The sequence below is a fragment of the Pseudomonas sp. Pseusp9 genome, assembly GCF_059491265.1.
In genome coordinates, this window is record NZ_CP168500.1 from 3327902 (window position 1) to 3347535 (window position 19634).

22 protein-coding genes are annotated in these 19634 nt (G+C 58.4%); 11 read left to right on the top strand and 11 right to left on the bottom strand.

Going from position 1 to position 19634, the window contains the following annotated elements; all coding sequences use genetic code 11:
• The first annotated feature begins 1 nt into the window (after position 1).
• Entirely contained in the window at positions 2–766 is a 765-nt protein-coding gene (locus tag ACEN8E_RS14915; RefSeq protein WP_322617920.1) for an ABC transporter ATP-binding protein, read from the top strand.
• 45 nt (positions 767–811) lie between these two features.
• Here ACEN8E_RS14915 and ACEN8E_RS14920 read toward each other — a convergent pair whose 3' ends face one another.
• Entirely contained in the window at positions 812–1204 is a 393-nt protein-coding gene (locus ACEN8E_RS14920) for a GFA family protein (protein ID WP_495588734.1), read from the bottom strand.
• Between the two features lie 342 nt (positions 1205–1546).
• Here ACEN8E_RS14920 and ACEN8E_RS14925 point away from each other — a divergent pair, with 342 nt between their 5' ends.
• The 10 genes from ACEN8E_RS14925 (at position 1547) to ACEN8E_RS14970 (ending at position 9648) form a co-directional block, all read left to right on the top strand.
• Positions 1547–2227, top strand: coding sequence for a DUF3313 domain-containing protein (locus ACEN8E_RS14925; RefSeq protein WP_495588735.1), 681 nt, complete (start codon positions 1547–1549; stop codon positions 2225–2227).
• Positions 2228–2376: 149 nt separating this feature from the next.
• The gene (locus ACEN8E_RS14930) at positions 2377–2838 is read left to right on the top strand and encodes a hypothetical protein (RefSeq protein ID WP_495593327.1); all 462 of its coding nucleotides are present in this window, start codon (positions 2377–2379) and stop codon (positions 2836–2838) included.
• An 88-nt stretch (positions 2839–2926) separates the two neighbouring features.
• Positions 2927–3268 carry a hypothetical protein gene (locus tag ACEN8E_RS14935; RefSeq protein ID WP_495588736.1) on the top strand — a complete coding sequence of 114 codons (342 nt, stop codon included), beginning with the start codon at positions 2927–2929 and terminating at the stop codon, positions 3266–3268.
• A gap of 657 nt (positions 3269–3925) precedes the next feature.
• Positions 3926–4747 (top strand): winged helix-turn-helix domain-containing protein, encoded by an 822-nt coding sequence (locus ACEN8E_RS14940; protein ID WP_495588737.1) that lies wholly within the window; start codon positions 3926–3928, stop codon positions 4745–4747.
• Positions 4744–5226, top strand: coding sequence for a hypothetical protein (locus ACEN8E_RS14945; protein ID WP_495588738.1), 483 nt, complete (start codon positions 4744–4746; stop codon positions 5224–5226). Before ACEN8E_RS14940 ends, ACEN8E_RS14945 begins: the two co-directional genes overlap by 4 nt.
• 193 nt (positions 5227–5419) lie before the next feature.
• Positions 5420–5710: a hypothetical protein gene (locus ACEN8E_RS14950; RefSeq protein WP_495593328.1), complete on the top strand. Its 291-nt coding sequence runs from the start codon at positions 5420–5422 to the stop codon at positions 5708–5710.
• A gap of 165 nt (positions 5711–5875) precedes the next feature.
• Positions 5876–6208, top strand: coding sequence for a hypothetical protein (locus tag ACEN8E_RS14955; protein WP_495588739.1), 333 nt, complete (start codon positions 5876–5878; stop codon positions 6206–6208).
• Positions 6209–6269: 61 nt separating this feature from the next.
• Entirely contained in the window at positions 6270–7250 is a 981-nt protein-coding gene (locus ACEN8E_RS14960) for an AraC family transcriptional regulator (protein ID WP_495588740.1), read from the top strand.
• Between the two features lie 234 nt (positions 7251–7484).
• Positions 7485–9080, top strand: a complete 1596-nt coding sequence (locus ACEN8E_RS14965) for an EAL domain-containing protein (protein WP_495588741.1) — start codon at positions 7485–7487, stop codon at positions 9078–9080.
• A 67-nt stretch (positions 9081–9147) separates the two neighbouring features.
• The gene (locus ACEN8E_RS14970) at positions 9148–9648 is read left to right on the top strand and encodes an outer membrane beta-barrel protein (protein WP_495588742.1); all 501 of its coding nucleotides are present in this window, start codon (positions 9148–9150) and stop codon (positions 9646–9648) included.
• An 80-nt stretch (positions 9649–9728) separates the two neighbouring features.
• Here ACEN8E_RS14970 and ACEN8E_RS14975 read toward each other — a convergent pair whose 3' ends face one another.
• From ACEN8E_RS14975 to ACEN8E_RS15020, 10 genes are all read right to left on the bottom strand, one after another.
• On the bottom strand, positions 9729–11339 hold the full coding sequence (locus ACEN8E_RS14975; RefSeq protein WP_495588743.1) for a mechanosensitive ion channel family protein: 1611 nt from the start codon (positions 11337–11339) through the stop codon (positions 9729–9731).
• A 665-nt stretch (positions 11340–12004) separates the two neighbouring features.
• Positions 12005–12460: a hypothetical protein gene (locus tag ACEN8E_RS14980; RefSeq protein ID WP_495588744.1), complete on the bottom strand. Its 456-nt coding sequence runs from the start codon at positions 12458–12460 to the stop codon at positions 12005–12007.
• A gap of 66 nt (positions 12461–12526) precedes the next feature.
• The gene (locus ACEN8E_RS14985; RefSeq protein WP_495588745.1) at positions 12527–12880 is read right to left on the bottom strand and encodes a Rieske (2Fe-2S) protein; all 354 of its coding nucleotides are present in this window, start codon (positions 12878–12880) and stop codon (positions 12527–12529) included.
• Complete coding sequence (locus ACEN8E_RS14990) at positions 12877–13194, bottom strand: YciI family protein (protein WP_495588746.1); 318 nt, start codon at positions 13192–13194, stop codon at positions 12877–12879. Before ACEN8E_RS14990 ends, ACEN8E_RS14985 begins: the two co-directional genes overlap by 4 nt.
• Before the next feature lie 3 nt (positions 13195–13197).
• Entirely contained in the window at positions 13198–14070 is an 873-nt protein-coding gene (locus ACEN8E_RS14995) for a dioxygenase family protein (RefSeq protein ID WP_495588747.1), read from the bottom strand.
• Between the two features lie 37 nt (positions 14071–14107).
• Entirely contained in the window at positions 14108–15175 is a 1068-nt protein-coding gene (locus ACEN8E_RS15000) for a maleylacetate reductase (protein ID WP_495588748.1), read from the bottom strand.
• 8 nt (positions 15176–15183) lie between these two features.
• Positions 15184–16647, bottom strand: a complete 1464-nt coding sequence (locus ACEN8E_RS15005) for an aldehyde dehydrogenase family protein (RefSeq protein ID WP_495588749.1) — start codon at positions 16645–16647, stop codon at positions 15184–15186.
• 93 nt (positions 16648–16740) lie between these two features.
• The gene (locus ACEN8E_RS15010; RefSeq protein ID WP_495588750.1) at positions 16741–17760 is read right to left on the bottom strand and encodes a hydroxyquinol 1,2-dioxygenase; all 1020 of its coding nucleotides are present in this window, start codon (positions 17758–17760) and stop codon (positions 16741–16743) included.
• 48 nt (positions 17761–17808) lie between these two features.
• Positions 17809–18303, bottom strand: coding sequence for a cupin domain-containing protein (locus ACEN8E_RS15015; protein WP_495588751.1), 495 nt, complete (start codon positions 18301–18303; stop codon positions 17809–17811).
• Between the two features lie 292 nt (positions 18304–18595).
• Complete coding sequence (locus ACEN8E_RS15020) at positions 18596–19525, bottom strand: LysR family transcriptional regulator (protein ID WP_057397708.1); 930 nt, start codon at positions 19523–19525, stop codon at positions 18596–18598.
• Between the last annotated feature and the right edge of the window lie 109 nt (positions 19526–19634).

Genomic DNA, 19634 nt, shown 5'->3' on the forward strand with positions numbered 1-19634 from the left:
CATGTACAAACTGACCGTTGAAAACCTGCACAAAAGTTACGGCAACCATGAAGTCCTCAAGGGCGTGTCGCTCAACGCCAGGACCGGCGATGTAATCAGCCTGATTGGCGCCAGTGGTTCGGGCAAGAGCACCTTTCTGCGTTGCATCAACTTCCTGGAAACGCCCAACGACGGCGCCATGAGCCTGGACAACCAGCCGATCAAAATGGTCCATGACCGCCACGGCATGCGCGTGGCCGACGCCAATGAACTGCAACGCATCCGCACGCGCCTGGCGATGGTGTTCCAGCACTTCAACCTGTGGAGCCACATGACCGTGCTGGAAAACATCACCATGGCGCCGCGCCGGGTGCTGGGCGTGAGCAAGAAGGACGCCGAGGATCGTGCCCGGCGCTACCTGGACAAGGTCGGTTTGCCGGCACGGGTTGCCGACCAGTACCCGGCGTTTCTCTCCGGGGGTCAGCAGCAACGGGTCGCCATTGCCCGGGCCCTGAGCATGGAGCCGGAGATCATGCTGTTCGACGAGCCGACGTCGGCCCTGGACCCGGAACTGGTGGGCGAAGTGCTCAAGGTGATCCAGGGGCTGGCCGAAGAAGGCCGCACCATGATCATGGTCACCCACGAAATGAGCTTTGCGCGCAAAGTGTCGAACCAGGTGCTGTTCCTGCACCAGGGACGGGTCGAAGAACAGGGTGCGCCCGAGGATGTATTGGGCAACCCCAAGAGCGAGCGCCTGCAGCAGTTCCTCAGCGGCAACCTGAAGTAACCGCAGCGCGTTCGAGCGATCGCAGGGTCGCTCGAACACGCTGGCTCAACCCTCAAATCGCCCCGTGGAGTCGCGGTCACGTTCGTAGTGTCGTGCGAACGGAAACGGCGGCAACCAGCCCTCGCGACGCACGACCCAGCTTTCGTAGGTTGGCGTCAGCTGGTCAGGGGCATCCAGGGATCCGAGATTCACTTCGACTTCGTCTGCGCTGCGTGCGAACACGGACGAACCGCAGTGCGGACAGAAATGCCGCCCGGCGTAGTCACGGGTTTCGCCTTCGATCGTCACGGCATCCTGATGAAATATCGCGGACGCGTGAAACAGCGCCCCATGATGCTTGCGGCAGTCGAGGCAGTGACAGACGCCAACCCGCAACGGTCGCCCCGACGCGACCAGGCGCACCTTGCCGCACAAGCAACCGCCGGTGAATCGGTCCATGTCGTGTCTCCTCTGAAACCACACCGTCAGGTTGATCGATTCCGATCAATCGCACGCTTGCCAATTGTAGGTCGATTCGGCGTACACCCCCAAAGTCGTCAGGCTGCCGGTCCAGGCCGGCACGACCACTCACCGCCCCTGTGTCTGACAGTTTTTGAGAGTTATTGATTCGGATTATCCCGCTGCTGCAGGCAGCATTCGGCCCGCATTGACCGGCGTGCAAGCACCTGCTTTGCGTAACCGACTGGCGATTATCCGTGCCCGAATACGAGGCACCCAGACCAATGCCTGGCGCCAGGCCGGAACCCGAATGACAATTTTCATCACTTGAGAACCGAACACATGGGCATGTCGAATAAATGGATTGCGGGTATTGCTTTGAGCTGTGTATTTCAGGTCGGCTGCGTCTCGAAAGTCGCGCAGCAAGAGCAATACTCGGGCTTCCTGGGCAACTACCAGGGCCTGGAGGAGCAAACTACACCGAGTGAGCAGAAAGTATTGCGCTGGGTATCGCCGGGGTTCGACCCTCGCGCGTACTCCACAGTAGTGTTCCGGCAGGTGGAGCTGTATCCGGCACCCAAGCCGACCGCACGTGTCAGCCTGAAGACCCTGCAAGACTTGCAATTGATGGCCAGCGACAGCATCAAGACCGCCTATGCCCGTCGCTATACAATCGTCCCGTATCCGCAACTGGCGCCAACCAATTCGCGATCGCTGATCCTGCAGGCGGCGATCACTCACGTCAGCGCCAACAACGAAGGCATGCACTGGTACGAGGCCGTTCCGATCGGCGCCATTGTCGGGGCAACACAAGCAGCCACCGGGCATCGGGACCAGACTGCCGAGATGTACATCGAAGCCAACCTGATCGACTCCAAGACCGGTTTGCCAGTCGCGAAGGTCGTTCGCAAGGTGTTCGGCGCCACTCTCGACAATGCCGAGCAGCCGGTTGTCGCCAATGACTTCAAGGTTGCACTCAAAGGCATGACCGACGATATGCAGGCCCTCCTCCTCAAGCATTGATGCTCAAGCAAACCCCATCGCAATCGTGGAAGTGCCTGCCGGCCACCGGCATTGGAAGGCAGACCGGCATGGGGTTTCAAAGCGGCGCCCCGCCGCTTTTTCCTCTGACAAACCGTTAGCCGTGCCGACGCCTGACGTGAGGTTCAATGATGAAAATACTCGCCCATACCTTAGCGGTCCTTATGGTGTTGCTGAGCACCAGCGCCCTGGCGGCGACGCTGATCCCCCTCAAAGGTCAGACTTCCCAGACCATCCAGCAGGACACCAGTGCCTGCCAATCCCAGGCCAACGCGCAGTTTCCGGTGCAAAGCACCGTGCCTTCCGGTGGCCGGGTAAAGGGTGCCGCTACCGCCGCGGTAGCCGGGGCCACCGCGGCAGAAGTTCGGGGCCGCCAACATGAAAACGTCTATGACCAGATCGACGACGATACCAGGCAAGACTATCGCCAGAACCAGGCACGCAGTGCCGCAGCTGCGGGCGCCGTCGTGGGGGCTTCCAGGCAGCGACAGGAGCGCCGGCAGAACCTGAATGCGAGCGAGCAAAGCATCACCGCCAACAACTCGGTCTATAGCAGCTGCCTGCAACAACGTGGCTACGATGTTGTGCCTTGATCGGTAACCAGGATGACCCGAAACGCTTACCGACCTTCCTGCCCATGACTCAACGAACCACACCGAATTGAACTTGAGGGCTCCACCCATGCGCCTTGTATGTATTCCTGTCGTGATGTTCGCCTCCTGGCTCCTGGCCGGTTGCGCCACCTCCCCGAACAATCCCACTTCAACGCTGCAAACGGACAAATCACCCGAGCAGTATGTCGATTGCCTCGTACCGAAATTAAAGGACAAAGAGCTGAGCCCTTTGGTGTCAGGGAGCGAACGCAGCTACCGGGTTGTCGTTTCGAGCAAAGTTGCCGTAGACACCGTGCTGGAAACCCATAGGGCACAGGATGGAGGCAAGGTGTATCTATACGAGCGCCAATTGCTGGCCTCGACCTTCAAGCCATCGAGTTTCGAGCGTACCGCACAGGAATGCCTGTAGCGTCAGCCAGCGAATTGACCGTTCAAGTGTTTGAGCGGTCCAAAAAAAGCCCCGCGTCCTTCATGAAAGGACGCGGGGCAAAGGCCGTTGAACGAGAGGTGAGGATTGTTGACGTCACGACAGGCAAACCCTGAACACGATGTGTATCAACGCTCCTCGAGATCCATTTAAAGCTGTAACCAGCCTGGTTCAAAGCTAATTGGAATCAAAAATTCCTGGTCGTCAGCCAGGCGCACAAAAAACAATCATTGACTTGTATTGTGAGAACTCTCGACCCGTTCAAATAGCAACTAGTGCCTTGTCCGGACAGCGGAGGTGGTCCGCTCAGACCTTGGCTGCGTGCAAATCCACCTGCCCGAGCTTGCAGTTTTCGGATAGCGCAGAGAGTCCATTCCAAGCATTATTCGTGGTGTCCAAATCAAAAACCATGGGTCATCCAGCAATGCTTTTCCTTTGTTTGATTCAACTGTTGCCACTGACAGCCAGGGTTGCCGGCCGCACTGCATGCCGCTGAAACGAGCCAATCCAGCATTGTAAATGCGACACACAGTGCACCTTCCGCCTGGCCCTCATCTTCGTTCTCCTCCAAGACCAGAATGTACCGAGCCAACTCCGGCCCCTATACTCAGGCCTGTATCGCCTGAACGGAAGTTTTCTATGAGCCACACCTTCAAGTTGAAAAATGGCGCTGTGGCAGTATTCGATCCAGACAGCGCCGTGCTTTCCATTACAACACCCCATGGAGATGTACAAAATTCCACGCTAGGCAGAGCCGAGTCACGCCTGTTGGACCTGCTGCTGATGGAACCAGGTGTCACTAAAAGCCGCGACGAAATCATCGACTACACCTGGAATGACCGCGTGGTTGCCTCCGGCAGCTTGAATCAAACCGTTTTCTCACTGCGCAATATTCTTAATGACAGTCGGGATCACGAGATCTTGATGACTGTTCCTCGACGCGGATATTGCTTCAACCGCAACTGTATAGTCGATGCAGCAGCTGATGTACCAACTCCCCCGGAGGAAACTGCGCAGCTACCTGTTCCCGACGCTGGACAACTACCGCCACCTGCTAGTGATGGGCCACCAACACCCTCAGGTAAAACCGGAAAAACCATCGGCATTACAAAGGCCCAACTGATCGCCTACATCGTTACGCTGGCAGTCGTTGCCTTTACTGTTTTTCAATTCGATTTCGATGCGCCAAAAATTGAAGTATCCAGCGTCGACAGGAATGGATTGGTCATCCACGCCGTAGGCAATGACCTGGCCGAGGCACAAGCGCTGATGGAACTGTCGGCCAAACAATCTGAACAGCTGCCGCCAAGCCTGAAAGGTCAAGTCTGGATCAACCTGTATAAAGCCAACTATTCCGTTTCGTGCATTCGCCCGGATCTAAGCACCGCGAACCTGCAATTGAACAGCAGTGAAAGAGACCTCGCCTTGATGATTCGCCAATGCCTGGAAGTCACCTTATGAAGTTTGAAGTTCCGCAGATCATTCACTGGCCGATTATTGCCCTGATCAATGCGATCTGCATTTTTTCCTTTTTTTATTCTCCTTCGCACTACATGGAAAACACCAGCTATCAAACCAAAACCCGGCAATGGCTGGAAGACCTCAACCAGCTCAACACCGAAGAATACCTGACCATCGGACATGGTCGACTGACTGGAACCACGCTGGAAAGCCTGAATGGACAAATCCGCAATGCGACCATATCGGCGAATATCATCGGAGAAAACAAAACACACGTGCAGATTCAAGTCAGGAACGTCAAACTCAGTCAGGACAATGAACTCTTTGCCATTGAAAAGACCCCCGACCTGTTCTTCAGGCGCCAATACGTCCTGCAAGAAGGTGCGATACTAAACTACGAGTTGATTCCAACACCGAACAAGAACGCCGTGTGTTTTTACCTGCATGAACTAGGCCGCTTGCGCTGCATGAACCATTAGTCGCCTTGGCGCACCGACTCGACACCGGCCTGGCACAGGTTCATGTCAAAGAATCTTCGAGGTAAAAATAACAGTTATTGATTTGAATCAGATGGCGCCCCAGCAAAAAATCACCGGCCGATAATCTCTGGAATCGAGCCTGCTTGATTCCCGTCCGGGACAATGCCCTATACAGGGGAATCAAGTGAAAGCCATGCACTTCCTGCAAACCAGCAAATCGCCGACTTTCGGGTTCCTGGCGGTACTGCTTTTGTCTGCCATGCCACTTTATTCGCTAGCGCATGACGAGCACGCCGTCGAAAGCACGACAATTGAATATTTTGAAATCGAAACAAGCCCCGATGACCGCCAGAAACTGTCGCATCTGAAAATTCAAACCGAAAATGAGTATCAAACAGACGAGCAGGAAAGTGATTTCCCTCTCTCTGGCCCACCACAAGTTGATACCGGCACGCGTTACGCCAACTCGCGCATATGGCTATGAGGCCGATGCAGGCGCTGACTGGCCCCTTCTGACGACCTGACAAATATGAGTTTTTGATTTTGGCAGGTGCCATCCGGGTGAGATTATTTGCAGACCGATCCGTGGCAGAGCTGCAGCTGATACTACGTTCTGCCTGAATAAACTGTTAATAAGGAAATCGCCTCGATGCTGCTGAAAAACCTCGTCACCGTGTCGTTTGGTTTATTGCTTTCTCTCAAGGCCATGGCCGACGACAAGGGAGTCTACAGTGCAAAATTGACGTGTGCAGAAACCAACAAGAAGGCCCCAAGTGCTGTGAAAACTGGCTACCAGATAAAAACGGGTTATCGCATTGACGACTTTCATTCATTTTCAGCTGCCGCCATTGACCCGATGAGACCCCAATCGAAAATCTTCAGTGCCAAGGTTGACCCGCGCAACGTCCAACACATGGACGACACTCCAATGGACAGCAAGTACGCATTTTCGGCGGAACTGGAACTGATCCGGGGACTCTGACACCGCTGCGCGGACAGTCATTGCCTGACCCTAATCATTTAACAGATGAGCTTTCAACTTCATGAGTATCGCACCGCCCGACGAAATCTTTCATTTGTCTTCTGCCTTGCCATGCCAACTGAACAGAACGATAGGCAAATGGGAAATGAGCCTTATCCCGACTGAGCATGAGGCGCACATTCGCCAACATAAGCTCTTTCACAGCCCCGAACTCCAGTGCAGTCGTCTAGAGTTCGACTCATCTGTCACGCTGGTCAGCGCCGTCCCTGCCGGATGCGTGACATTCGCCATCTCGCAGGCCCCGATCGGTCGCCCGGTGGTCAACAGTCACAAACTGCGACCCAACGAAATCATCGTACTGCACAGCAATGAATCGGTGCATTACACCTGCGAACCGAATGAAACACTGTTCACCCTGACCACAACACTGGAGCACTATGACCGGTGCCGCCAACGTCACTCGGCCATCGATATACTTGCAATCAGAACAGAACACAGTTTCCAGGCTGAAAACTTTCAATTCATACGATCCGCCGCTCAAGCCATCAGCGCTTCCTGTGTCGACATCAGCGACGCTGATGCGGTACTTGCTTCTCTATTGCAGGCATTGACGCCCGCTGGCGGCTTCAGCCGTAAAGTCCCGACAAGAAGGAAGGTGGCAATAGAAGCCATCAAATATATTCATGAAAATACAAAAAAGACGCTCACCATAAAATCACTCGTAAGGCAGCTTGAAACCACAACCCGCACCCTGCACTTTGGCTTTATTGAAACCTTCGGTATGTCGCCAATCGCGTATATCAGGAACTTGAGACTCGCCAGTGCCCGTCGCGACCTGATTAATAAAACCTGGCCCACCGTGACAGAAACCGCGATGTTCTGGAACTTTCATCATTTGGGTCGGTTTTCCAAGGCTTATCAGCTTGCTTACGGAGAGACACCGTCGGAAACCGCCAGACGCAGCCTGGCCAAGCCCAGGAATACGAACTCAGCCGCGTACAACCTGCTCGCTGACGCACTTTTATCAAGACCCTGCAAATAACGATTAATAATTACGCTTCACCATGCACAGGTACCCACAATTGCTTATTTGCCCACTCAAGGAGATAAGCATGCATCATCGAATAAACACACTTGCGCTCAAGCAGAAGATCATCCTGTGCATTACCGCCTACGCCAGCGGCATCTTGTTGGCCTGGGCAATTGACTGGTACTGAAAACGTTTAATACGTGATGACAAGGTGCACAGTGAAATATTGATACCTCGGGGTTTTCGATGGTTGCCATATATAAAGCGTTACCTGGAAGGCACGCAGTCACTGTATGTCTGATTGCCGCTGCGGGCTGGGCCGCATGGTTCTGCGCCGGATTACTGGCAGAGCCATTCATTGCACGGAAGTTGAATAACGTTTATGCCGATCTGCGTGCGGCTCAAGTCGAGCCTAATGCACAGATCGACAAGGTACTGGGAAGCCTCGGCGATCTTGACCGTTCGGGCCGGGAATGCTCCGAGGAGCAATATTCCCAACTGGCCGACCTGGTCAAGAACCTGCGATTTGTTGATCAGGCGGCCATCCAGTTATCGAATGGCAAGATCTGTTCCTCCTACGGACAAGAACTCCCGTCGATACTGTCCGATAACGCAAAGCGCAAGTTCTCCGTAGGAAAGCGAACCTATTGGGTCGATACCGGCCACGCGGTTTCTGCAGACACCGACTTTATCATTGTGTCGGAACAGTCAACCTACGTCTGGGCAAACAAGAAGATCCTGCTCGACAATCTGAATCTTCCCGAGGACCTGCAACTGGACCTCATCGGCCCCGGCGGCGCGGTGCCCATTGCCTCTACCAGTCCCCACGCTCTGACGACGCAGAAGCCAATCCACCTTGAAGAACTCGTGACCTCGGCAGACAAGGTCTTCATCGCCTTTGCCGGCAACCGAAATGAACTGATCGCCGTCATTTCGCTTCCGTTGAGCTACCTGTCAGGTCTCAAATTCAAATTGTTCATTGGCCTTGTGTGTCTGTTCGCAGCGCTGCTCTTGCTCGCAAGGTGTACCCAGCGGCATTACGCCTCTACTGCCGTGCAACTGCGCAATGCCATAAAAGCCAATGAGCTGGGTGTTCACTATCAGCCTATCGTCAATTTGACCACGGGCTATCTGGTTGGCGCCGAATCGATCTCGCGCTGGGACGTCAACGGCACCCCTGTGCCCGCGGATGTGTTCATTGCGGTGGCGGAGAAGTCCGGCTTGATCCGCCAACTTACGCGTTCGGTGATTCGCCAAGTGGCGGAGGACTACAGCACTTACCTTTGGGCGTGCAAAGACTTCTACATAACGGTGAATCTTTCCGCCCGGGATATTCAGGACCCGACCTTTCCGGACTTTGTCGCCAGCCTGCTGGCGACCTATCGCATGCCGGCGTCCGCCATGACGTTTGAAATCACCGAAAGGATCCTGCTCGACCAGAAGCCTGCCGCGATGCAATTGCGAAGGCTTCGTGCGTGCGGTCATCGCATTGCCGTGGACGACTTCGGCATCGGCTATTCCAGCCTCTCGCGCCTGGATTCAGTGCCTTTCGACATTCTGAAAATAGATCGCTCACTCATCGCCGACGACAAGATCGCGGCCAGGGATGCCATGTGGCGACACATTGCCCAGTTGGCCAGGTCGCTAAGACTGAAGGTGGTCGCCGAGGGTGTCGAGACTCAGGAGCAATTGCCGCACCTGGTTTCGGAGGGAGTTCTATTGGCACAAGGCTGGTTGTTCTCCAAAGAGCTGCCGATTCAAGCGTTGGCAAGACGCTACTTCCAATGTCCGGCAAACATCCCGCCCTACGACTCGAAAATATCAATCAATGATTTCCATTAGCCACTCAAGGCCCCTCAAATGCACGCCGAACCCTAACACCAAAACCTGTACAAGGACTCCACTACAGATGCTACTTCGAAACCTTGGCTTCGCTTCACTGCTATCGCTGCTGTCTTTTCAGGCTATCGCTGATGACAAAGGTTTATATCTTGGAGCTGGCGTAAGCAGCATCCAGAGCGACGAATCCAGACTGGACGACGACGACACCAGCTACAAGGTTTATGCCGGGTATCGCGTCAATAGCTACCTGGCCTTCGAGGGTGCCTACGTCGATCTCGGTCAATTCAAGGACAAGAATGTCGATTTCGAAGGCAAGTCGGCCCAGGCTGCCGCCCATGTCGGCTTTCCGATAGGTGATCGGTTGCGTGTGTTCGGCAGCGTCGGTGCGCACGCCTGGGACGCCGACGGCAATGCCACCGACGACGATACCGGGGTTGATCTGACCTACGGAGTCGGCCTGGAGATGGATGTCTTTCGCAACATCGGCCTGCGCGCTGAATACGAAGTTCTGGAAGTCGGAGAGATCAACCTGAATCAGACCACCGCATCCGCCTATATTCTGTTTTAACAACGCTGTAACCGAGCGGCCGTGCCGGTCGCTCAACGCACTCGCCGCAACGCTCGCCCCCGCCTCCCCTCCAGGCGTAATCAGGATTCCTTGTGCTCTTGTGCGGGCGCCTGGTACCACTTGTCCCTGGGCACCCATTTCTCTTGTTGCGGATCGCCCAGGTAGTGTGGCGACATGATCTGCACGCCGTATTCGTTGAACACATCCTGGATGTTGGCGTGCAGCATGCTCAGCAACACCGCTCGCGGCCGGGGCTGACTGGGAATGGCCTGGGCCACCAGTCGGTATTCCGGGTAGAAGTCCGACAGCGCCGTCTGAAACACCTGGGCCGGCGGCACTTCGAGAATCCCCGGCGTGCGTTTTGCCGCCTCCAGCAACATCGCTTCCACCTGCCGCCACGGCGTGTCGTAGCCGATGGTCACGACGGTGTCGACCACATAACCGGGGCCTTGTACGACCCGCGAGTAGTTCTTGGTGACGGTGCCGGTGATCATCGAGTTGGGCAGCGTCAGCACCTCGCCCAGACCGGTGCGGATGCTGGTGGTAAACATGCCCAGTTCAGTCACCGTGCCTTCGTAGTCGCCAATGCGCACGAATTCGCCGGGGCGCAGGGTCCGGGTGTAGGTCAGGATCAACCCCGCTGCCGCCTGGCCCACCACGCTGGTGGCACCGAGGGAAATCATCAGGCCGATCAACACCGACAAGCCTTTGAACGCATCGGTGCCGGCACCCGGCAGGTACGGATAGGCCATGGCCAGGGCAAACAGCCAGATCGCCAGCGACGTCAGGCGTTGGGTCGGTTGCAGGGTTTCATGGTTCAGCCAGCTGAGGGTTCCCGGTGCCGCCATGCGCCGCAGTATCCGCCGCATGAACGCGGTCGCACCGCGGGCGATAAAGAAGATCGCCAGCGCCACGCCCAGGCCGGGAATGGCACCGACGATCCCTTGCAGCAGATAGCCGCCGAGCTCCAGCAGATAGTTGTTAAGGCTTTCGCCCCAGGGACGGGTATAGGGAAAACGTGACAGGACAAAGCCCAGCCATTCATAGGTAAGCAGCAACACGACGGCCCAGCGCACCAGCTCCAGCAGGCGGCTGGCCAACGGATACAGGTAATTGGCGTCGAGCAGCGGAACCCTTCCGACTTTCAGAGCCTGGGTGTGCCGATGCATCAGTTCGGGTAGTTTCTTCAGCACTCTACACCGCACACGCGACATGCCGAACAGCAGACCGATGTAAACGCCGGTGGCCAGCAACGCGGCGCCTGCGGAACGCAGGATCAATCGCAGGCTGCGGGCTTCCCGGGTTTCGGCCACGACCTGGCGCAGCTTCTCGGCCGCGGCTTCGGCGGCCTGCTGGACCGAGTCGTATTCGGTCTCGTCGAAGTCCTTGGGCGACACGATGAAGGCACGCCGGCTGCCCAGCAGCACCATGTAGCTTTTCGAGATCGGGTCGAGGGTGACATTGAGGTCGCTCTCTTCATCCAGCGCCTCACCGATGATCGCTTTCGCCCGTTTGACTCGCGACGCCGGTGCTTCGCCGAGGACGCTCGCGCGAAACACCATGATGCTGCGGTTGGCCACTTTCAATTCAACGGGAGCATCAACCGCTTTCGGAGCGTCTTCGGCCCACAATTGCCACGACCAGAACATCCCGAAAACAGTAAACATTACAGCGAGCAGCCTGCTCCGCATGTGTCGGATCCTTACTTCACATAATTCGAATCGAGGGTACGTATCGCAGCGTAGTTCACCGATGAACGGTTGTCAGACTTACCGGGCAGACAACCTCGCCCTGCCGGTTTGGCGCCTGCTCAAAACACTGCAGATCCCTGTAGGAGCGAGCCTGCTCGCTAAAAACGCCGGGACACCGCGGGCATTCAGGCCGCCCGCGTCATCGTTGACGTCCATCGCGAGCAGGCTCGCTCCTACAATGGGTCGGCATACACCCAAGCTTTTCACCACGCAACAGGCCGAGCGTTAGCTCGCCTGCCGCTTTTGATCTTGATCCACCCGCCCCTTCGGCAGGCTGAGCGGAGGTGTTCATCCGGGGAATGGCGCGCAGCGCCGTTCGACGCAGTCGAACTCATTGCATGTAGGTCGCGCGCAGCCGACCGGAGGGCAATGCCCCCGGATGGACACCGGAGCGAAGGAACCCCGAGCCCAGGCGAGGGGCCGGACGTTCGGGGCGAGCGTTTTTTTGCTTACTTTTTTTAGGCGCTTGTAAAAAAAGTGAGTCGCCGTCAGGGCGAAACCCCAAGTCGCCGTTACCCAAAAAATGGATATGTACTCAGTCAGGTCCCCTTCGTCGGTACGCCGCCCGAACCAGGCCCGCTCACACAGTGATACCTGCACCTGACTCAAGGATTGACCTGATACCCCTTGCCCTGCAAACAACTGGTGTAGGCCGACGCGGTGTTCGCCTGGGTGGTCTTCGATTGCTCCCGGCGTTCCTGACGCTGGCGTGAAGCACCAACCACAGCACCAGCCGCCGCCGTCTCCTTGGCACGGTTCTGGCGATAGTCCTGTTTCCTGCTATCGTCGACGCGATCATAAACCTCGTCGTGCTGATTGCCGCGCACCTGGGCCGCGGTCGCGCCGGCAGCCGCCCCGACAGCAGCGCCCTTGACCCTCCCGCCGGAAGGCGTGGAAGCCGTCGAAGCACTCTGGCTAGCGGCAATGCTGTTGCATTCGTTGATGTCAGCCTGGGTTTGTTGCGAACTCTGCCCTTTCATCGGTACCACCGATTGCGCCCATCCCGGGGCACTGAAAACCGACAAGGCAAGGCACAGCGTGATGGGTGACAACCTTTTCATGAAGTCCTCCGGATGACCGTGGTTCACACCCAAAGGAGTTTAGATCAGCCCTCGCCAGCCACCCGGTTACTGACCGACGGTGAAATCGCTCTCCATCACCAGTCGCCTGCCGACCCAACGCACCGGCACGGCCTCCAGTTGCGCGCCTTTACACGGGCCGTCGATGCAGTGCCCGTCGGCGAAACGAAACATTGCGCTGTGATGGGCGCACATCAGGACGTTGCCTCGGTAGGTACAGAATCGCTGCGGATCGAAGTCCAGCGGCACCGAAAAGTGCGGGCAACGGTTGACGTACACCCATACCTGTTCGCCCTGGCGCACCGCCACCAGCCCGGCGGGATGCAATTGCCGGTGCTGCGGCAGCCCCAACGCCCCGCCGTCGGCAATATCATCGAGTTGACACAAGGTAATGGTGGTCATGGAAAACCGCGCAATTCCGGGTTGCCCAGGCTCCAGTGCCAGGGGCGAATGTGGATGCTGGCGAACAGGCCCGCCTGCACATAGGGATCGTCCTGCATGAACGCTTCCACCTCCGGCAGGCTGCCCGCCTCGATGACCAGCAACGTACCATTCATAGCCGTGCCGGCATCGTCGAGGATGGGGCCACCGAGCCGCACAACCACCCGATGCTCCCCGGTGGCACGCAAATGTGCCTGGTGACTGGGCCGCAGACGCTGACGCAAAGCCAGCGAGCCCGGATGGTCAGTGGCGAATACCGCAAAGAACTGGCCCATGACTCACGCTTTCTCCATGACGAACTCGTAACTCGCACGCTTGAACGGCACGTCCATACCCAGGCGGGCGGACAGCATGTCATGGGTGTGCCGGGCCTCGTAGATCACCTGCAACGAATGCTTGACGCCAAACACCGCGTCGGACGCCAGGTACGGATCATCGTGATTGAACAGGTGCGTGACCAGCTTGCGATAACCCGGCACCTCGATCATGAAGTGCAGGTGCGCGGGCCGCCACGCATGACGGTTGGCGGCATCGAGCATGCGCCCCACCGGGCCATCGGTCGGTATCGGGTAGGCCACCGGGACAATCGTGCGAATCGCAAAGTAGCCATCGGCGTCAGTGCGATATCGCCCACGCAAGTTACCGAACGGCTGCTCGACGTCTTGCCCTGAATACATGCCGTTCTCGGCGGTTTGCCAGACATCGAGTACCGCATCGGCCAACGGATTGCCCTGGGTGTCCACCACGCGCCCGCGCACCAGTGCCGGCTCACCCGGCGTGAAGGCCATGTTTTCGCCGAACTCGCGCTCGGGCATGCCGTCGATGTAGAACGGCCCGAACACCGTCGTTTCGGTGGCCGTTGCGCTGTGCCGATGGTTGATCGCATCGACCAGCATCGATATGCCCAGAGTGTCCGACAGCAGAATGAACTCCTGGCGCACCAGGCCATCGCATTTGTGCCCGGTGTCGGTCAGAAAACCAATGCCTTCGAACCACTCCTGTTCGGTCAATTCGACTTCGCGGACAAACGCATGCAGGTGGTGCACCAGGCTTTGCATGATCTGTTTATAACGCGCGTTGGGCGTATCGTTGAAGCTGTTCACCGCCTGTTGGGAGATCAGTGACTCTATGGCTTTGTCTTTATCGGTCATTATTGTCATTCCGACGACGATCAGGGTGGCTGGCAGATCAGGCGGGGGCCTGACCTGTCAGGGCGCGGTTCAACAACGCCTCGATCGGACCTTGTTCAAACGGCCGTGGGTTGTAGTAAGGACTGGCGCAGGCGATTTGTGCAGCTTCGGCCGGGCCGTTTGCCGGGAAGCCGATGTCTGCCAGGGCCAGTGCAATACCCAGCTTCTGGTTCAGTGCGTACAACAAGGCACCGACCTCACTCGCCTCACTCCCGCCCAATGCGCGTGCAGCCCGTTGCAAGGGCCCCGCCGCCGCTTCGCGGTTGTACTGCGCGGCGTGGGGCAAGACGATGGCGTGCGCCTGGGCATGGGGCAAATTGAACGTGCCGCCCAAGGTGTGGCAGAGCTTGTGGTGCAAGGCCATGCCGACCGAGCCTAGGCAAATGCCCGCCAGCCACGCACCGTACAGCGCCTGGCTGCGCGCCTCGGGGTCATCGGGATTGCTGACCACGCCCGGCAAGGCCTGCGCCAGTGAGCGTATCGACTCTTCAGCCATGAAACCGATGATCGGGTTGGCGTCCTGGGCGTACAGGGCCTCGACCGCGTGGGCCATGGCGTTCATGCCCGAGCAGGCCGATATCTGCGATGGCAGGGTCAGGGTCAATTGCGGGTCGTAGATCACGGTCCTGGGCAGGACTTTGGGATCTCGCCCGGTTTTCTTCAGGCGGTTTTCGGTCAGCCCATAGATCGGCGTCATCTCGGAACCGGCGTAGGTGGTCGGCACCGCCACGATCGGCAGGCCGGAATCCATCGCGATCGCCTTGCCCAGGCCGATGGTCGAGCCACCACCGATGGCCACGCAGCAATCGGCCTCCAGCCGCGCCGCCTCCACGCGCGCCGCTTGTGCCACTTCCAGCGGGACGTGCATCACGGCTTTGGGATAGACCCCGGCCGCACGATCACCGAGCAACGCGGCGACCTGCTCACCGAGCCCGTGTTGTTCCGGCGTCGTGAGAATCAGCGCGCGCCGGGCGCCCAAGCGCTCGATTTCTTCCGCCAGCGCCGAGAGTTTGCCCCAGCCGAACACCACGCGGGTCGGCAGGCTTTGATAAACGAATGGATTCATGGCTGGCCTCAGCGTTTGTAGTACGGCGGGATGCTGGCGTCGACATTGACCCAGACCGAACGGGCTTCGGTGTAATCGTGGATCGCTTCAAAACCCATTTCCCGTCCGTAACCGGATTGGCCGACACCACCAAACGGACTGCCCGGGTTGACCCGTTTGTAGCAGTTGATCCAGCACATGCCGGCGTGAATCGCGTCGGCGATTTTGTGCGCGCGGCTCAGGTTCTGCGTCCACAGGCCGCTGCCCAGTCCGTATTCGGAGTCGTTGGCGATGGCCAGGGCTTCTTCATCGGTGCTGAAACGCACCACGGTCACGAACGGGCCGAAGACTTCCTCCTGGCAAACGCGGTCACCGGGCCTGGCTTCAACCACCGTCGGCTCGACATAAAATCCATTGGCCAATGCCTTGTCGTCCGGTGCCTTGCCGCCGGCAAGGACCTTGCCGCCCTGCTCGATGGCTATGTCGATGTATGCCAGCACCCGGTCGCGGTGCAGCGCCGACGTCAGCGGCCCCATTTCAGTTGCCGGATCCAACGGATCGCCCAGGCGGATGGACTTGGCCAGGGCGATAAAACGCTCCAGGAACCGATCGGCGATGTCTTTGTGCAGGATCAGTCGCGAGCCGGCGATGCAGGCCTGGCCCTGGTTGTGAAAGATCGCCCAGGCCGCGCCGTTGACCGCCGCGTCGAGATTGGCATCCTCGAACACGATATTGGCGCCCTTGCCGCCCAGTTCCAGCTGGATACGCTTGAGGTTGCTCTTGGAGGCTTCGACGATCCGGCGCCCGGTGGCGGTCGAACCGGTAAAGGCAATCTTGCCCACATCGGGGTGCTCGGCCAACGCTTGCCCGGCGGTGTGGCCGTAACCCGGCACCACGTTGACCACGCCTTTGGGGAAGCCGACTTCGGTCATCAGCTCGACAATGCGCAAGGTCGACAACGGGGTGATTTCCGAAGGCTTGATCACGATGGTGTTGCCCGCCGCCAGCGCCGGGCCCATTTTCCAGCTGGTGAACATCAGCGGGAAGTTCCACGGCACGATCTGCCCCACCACGCCAATCGGCTTGCGTTGCACATAGTTGAGGAACCCCGCTTCGACCGGAATCACCGAGCCTTCGATCTTGTCGGCCATGCCGCCGAAATAACGGAAGCACGCCGCCGTGCGCGGCACATCGAGGCCAAGGGAGTCACGGAGCGGGTGCCCGGTATTGAGGGATTCGAGCTGGGCCAGCTCTTCACTGCACGCCTCGATCCTGTCCGCCAGTTTGAGCAACAGGCGCCCGCGCTCGGCCGCCCCCAGGGCCGACCAGGCTGGGAAGGCACGCTTGGCGGCGGCAACGGCCAGGTCGATGTCAGCGGCTTCGGCGGCGGCGATGCGGGTGATCAACGAACCGTCGTGGGGCGACACTACGTCAATGGTGCCGCCGGCGACCGCATCCACGAAGCAGCCATCGATATAAAGCTGATTTTGCATAATGGTTTCCTCGCACCGCGCGGCTGGCGCAGTGTTTGCTGAAGTGGTTCTTGAGGGCTCTGCCCGGCGCGGGGCCGGGCCGGACACGAGGTCCTAGAACTCGATCGGATACGGCTTGAGTTCACCGCTTTCGTAGCGTTGCGGCAGATTCGGCGTGGCGTTTTCCCAGACCATCAGCAACGAGCGTTTGGTCGAGTAGCCCTGGTGACGGATGTCCGCGGGCATGGCGCAGATGTCGCCGGCACGCATGGTGATGCGCGCACGGGGATTGCCGTCGTCCTTGTCGCCGACGTCCCAGATGATTTCGTCGGACATTTGCAGGAACCACTCGATGCGGTCGTTGCCGTGGAACACCGGCAGGATGAATTCCTCGGTAGTCGGGCAGAACAGGCTGGCCTTGCACACCGAGGTCACCGACGGGTTCCAGGTCACGTCGGAGCGCGACAGGTACTTGAACAGGTTGAAGGCATGCAGTTCGCCCTCGAAGCCTTCGGCGGCATGCACTTCCGGTTCGTCCTGCGGCACGTCGATGAACTGGCGGTTGACCGGCAGGTCGTCACGCAGCGGCGAGTCATCCTTCAGGCCCGGCATGCGTCTGGTGGCGATGCGGGAGCGCTCGATGGCTTCGATGTTGTTGCCGTTCTTGCGGCCGAATGCGCTACCGGTTTCTTCCGGTGCGGCAAAGGGGTCGAAGGTGGCATTGGTCCAGTCCCGCAGGATGGCCTTGAAGGTCGCCATGATCAGCGGCGTTTCGAAGTTTTCGGTGTAATTGACCCCGGCCGCCTTGAGCGTACCGTTGAAGGTGCCGGCGTACAGGTCGACCTTGCCGTAGTAGTTGCGGGTGCCGATGACGTGGTCAAAGTTGACCCAGCCATAGAAAAAGCCCCAGGCGACGTCACGCATCATGGCGCGCAGGAAGGCGTCGACCGGGATCAGGTGCGAGCGGGTCTGGCCTTTGGCCGGCCAGGTGATGCGGGCGAAATACTCGTCGCGCGACAGTTCGAAGGCGCCGAGTTTGAATGAGCGGTAGCCGGTGATGGCGTGGGGAGCGCTGGACTGGACTTCATCGTCGGCAAAATGGGCGGTTTCGGCAGCGGTTTCAAGCATGGCCATGGCGGGATTCCTCTTGTTGTTGTGGGTTGGACGGTCGGGCCGGGCAGATCACTTGAAGCAGATGTCAGCCCACTTCTCCACCGACAACGGGCCTTTGATGGTCTGCAGCAGGATCACGCCCGGGCGGCTCGCTTCGAAGCGATAGGCACTGCCGACCGGCAACAGGCATTGATGGCCGCGCTTGAGCAGGACATAGCCCATCGGCTTGCCCGCCGGCATTTCACCAGCCAGGTGAGTGCCCTCGCCGGCCTTCAATGGCGCATCGAGCTTGAGGAAGTCCACGCGCACTTCACCGTCCATGACGATTGCGAACTCGTCGTGTGCTGCGGTGTACCAGGGCGACTGACCTTCGGCGCGCAGGGTTTCGACGACGTAGCCGAGGTTGTAACCGACCACGACCTTTTCGTAAGGGCCGGAAAGATCGGCCACTTCGAAAATGTTGGAAAAGGCGTAGTGACTGGCCTGGCCGCTGATGATTTCAACCGACCCTTTGGTGTAGTTGTCCAGCGAGCCGAAGACCGTTTCGATTGCAGCGCTACTCATGGTTTTCACCGTTTTGTTGTTGTAGTAACAGTGAGCCAACAGTACGTCCGAGTCCTGGCGGGGACAATTAGAGAGCTGGCGACAACAGTGTTCGCGAAATGCAAACACTGGCGTCACCTCAATCCCTGTAGGAGCGAGCAAGCTCGCTCCTACAGGCTTTTCAAAGTAACCCGCTGTAAAAGCGGAACCGTTAGTGGCCGTGACCACAACAACGGATATGTACACAAAAACAACGTCGCCAGACACAAAGCATTCGCGAGCAGGCTCGCTCCCACAGGTTTCGTGTATTGGCTCAGCGCACCCAGCCACGCTCCAGCAAGGGCTTGTCCCAGCATGGCTCATCGCCGAAGTTGTCCACCAGAAAGTCGATCAACGTACGGACTTTCAAGGCCCGGCGCTGCGTGGCGGGATACACTGCGGAAAAGTTGAACGAGGACAAGGCATATTCCGGCAAAACCGGAATCAGCCGGCCGCTGAGCAAGTCATCGCTGGCCACCAGGGTCGGCAGGCAGACAATGCACACACCGGTCTGCGCATAATCACGCAGCAAATGCACCGAGTTCGAACGCACCTGGCCCGGCAGGCTCAGCTCCACTTGCTCGTCTTCGCGGGTGAAGATCCAGCGGTTGCGTGACGGATAACCTTCGTACAAGGCGATCTTGTGTTGCAGCAACTCCTGGGGATGGGTCGGCACACCGAACTCGTCAGCGTAATCGGGCGACATGCAGAACATTCGGCGCACGCTGAACAGCTTGCGCTCGATCAGGGTTTCGGCCATGGGTGGGAACATCTGGAACGCAACATCGAAGCCCTCTTCGATGGGGTCCACCACGCGGTCGTTGACGATCACGTCGACCTCGATGTCCGGATACAGTCGGGTGAACTCGGCCAGCATGCGGCCAAAGTGACCGATGGCGAACCCCGGCAACATCTGCACCCGCAGCTTGCCAGTGGGTTTGGCCCGTAGTTCGCGCATGTGCTCGGTCAGCGAGTTGAAGCCCGCAACCATGTCCGCGCACTCCTTGTAGTAGGTCTCACCCACTTCGGAGAGCCGTACATGACGGGTGCTGCGATGAAACAGCGGCGCGTTGATGAACTGTTCCAGTTGCTGGATGCGGTGGGTGATCACCGAGCGGGTCACGCCCAGTTGCTGGGCGGCCTTGGCGAAGTTACCGGTTTCGGCCACCCGCACAAAGGCTTCGACACTGAGTAAACGATCCATGGGCAGGTTCTCTGGAGGCTTTTGTTCTTATATGAACAACGAGGTTAGCCTGTCGCTCCACATCCAGGGCGAAAACCCTCCTGTAGGAGCGAGCCTGCTCGCGAAAATC

Coding starts and splice junctions, on each gene's coding strand:
- ACEN8E_RS14915 (WP_322617920.1), top strand. CDS start 2: ATGTACAAACTGACCGTTGAAAACCTGCACAAAAGTTACGGCAACCAT.
- ACEN8E_RS14920 (WP_495588734.1), bottom strand. CDS start 1,204: ATGGACCGATTCACCGGCGGTTGCTTGTGCGGCAAGGTGCGCCTGGTC.
- ACEN8E_RS14925 (WP_495588735.1), top strand. CDS start 1,547: ATGGGCATGTCGAATAAATGGATTGCGGGTATTGCTTTGAGCTGTGTA.
- ACEN8E_RS14930 (WP_495593327.1), top strand. CDS start 2,377: ATGAAAATACTCGCCCATACCTTAGCGGTCCTTATGGTGTTGCTGAGC.
- ACEN8E_RS14935 (WP_495588736.1), top strand. CDS start 2,927: ATGCGCCTTGTATGTATTCCTGTCGTGATGTTCGCCTCCTGGCTCCTG.
- ACEN8E_RS14940 (WP_495588737.1), top strand. CDS start 3,926: ATGAGCCACACCTTCAAGTTGAAAAATGGCGCTGTGGCAGTATTCGAT.
- ACEN8E_RS14945 (WP_495588738.1), top strand. CDS start 4,744: ATGAAGTTTGAAGTTCCGCAGATCATTCACTGGCCGATTATTGCCCTG.
- ACEN8E_RS14950 (WP_495593328.1), top strand. CDS start 5,420: ATGCACTTCCTGCAAACCAGCAAATCGCCGACTTTCGGGTTCCTGGCG.
- ACEN8E_RS14955 (WP_495588739.1), top strand. CDS start 5,876: ATGCTGCTGAAAAACCTCGTCACCGTGTCGTTTGGTTTATTGCTTTCT.
- ACEN8E_RS14960 (WP_495588740.1), top strand. CDS start 6,270: ATGAGTATCGCACCGCCCGACGAAATCTTTCATTTGTCTTCTGCCTTG.
- ACEN8E_RS14965 (WP_495588741.1), top strand. CDS start 7,485: ATGGTTGCCATATATAAAGCGTTACCTGGAAGGCACGCAGTCACTGTA.
- ACEN8E_RS14970 (WP_495588742.1), top strand. CDS start 9,148: ATGCTACTTCGAAACCTTGGCTTCGCTTCACTGCTATCGCTGCTGTCT.
- ACEN8E_RS14975 (WP_495588743.1), bottom strand. CDS start 11,339: ATGCGGAGCAGGCTGCTCGCTGTAATGTTTACTGTTTTCGGGATGTTC.
- ACEN8E_RS14980 (WP_495588744.1), bottom strand. CDS start 12,460: ATGAAAAGGTTGTCACCCATCACGCTGTGCCTTGCCTTGTCGGTTTTC.
- ACEN8E_RS14985 (WP_495588745.1), bottom strand. CDS start 12,880: ATGACCACCATTACCTTGTGTCAACTCGATGATATTGCCGACGGCGGG.
- ACEN8E_RS14990 (WP_495588746.1), bottom strand. CDS start 13,194: ATGGGCCAGTTCTTTGCGGTATTCGCCACTGACCATCCGGGCTCGCTG.
- ACEN8E_RS14995 (WP_495588747.1), bottom strand. CDS start 14,070: ATGACCGATAAAGACAAAGCCATAGAGTCACTGATCTCCCAACAGGCG.
- ACEN8E_RS15000 (WP_495588748.1), bottom strand. CDS start 15,175: ATGAATCCATTCGTTTATCAAAGCCTGCCGACCCGCGTGGTGTTCGGC.
- ACEN8E_RS15005 (WP_495588749.1), bottom strand. CDS start 16,647: ATGCAAAATCAGCTTTATATCGATGGCTGCTTCGTGGATGCGGTCGCC.
- ACEN8E_RS15010 (WP_495588750.1), bottom strand. CDS start 17,760: ATGGCCATGCTTGAAACCGCTGCCGAAACCGCCCATTTTGCCGACGAT.
- ACEN8E_RS15015 (WP_495588751.1), bottom strand. CDS start 18,303: ATGAGTAGCGCTGCAATCGAAACGGTCTTCGGCTCGCTGGACAACTAC.
- ACEN8E_RS15020 (WP_057397708.1), bottom strand. CDS start 19,525: ATGGATCGTTTACTCAGTGTCGAAGCCTTTGTGCGGGTGGCCGAAACC.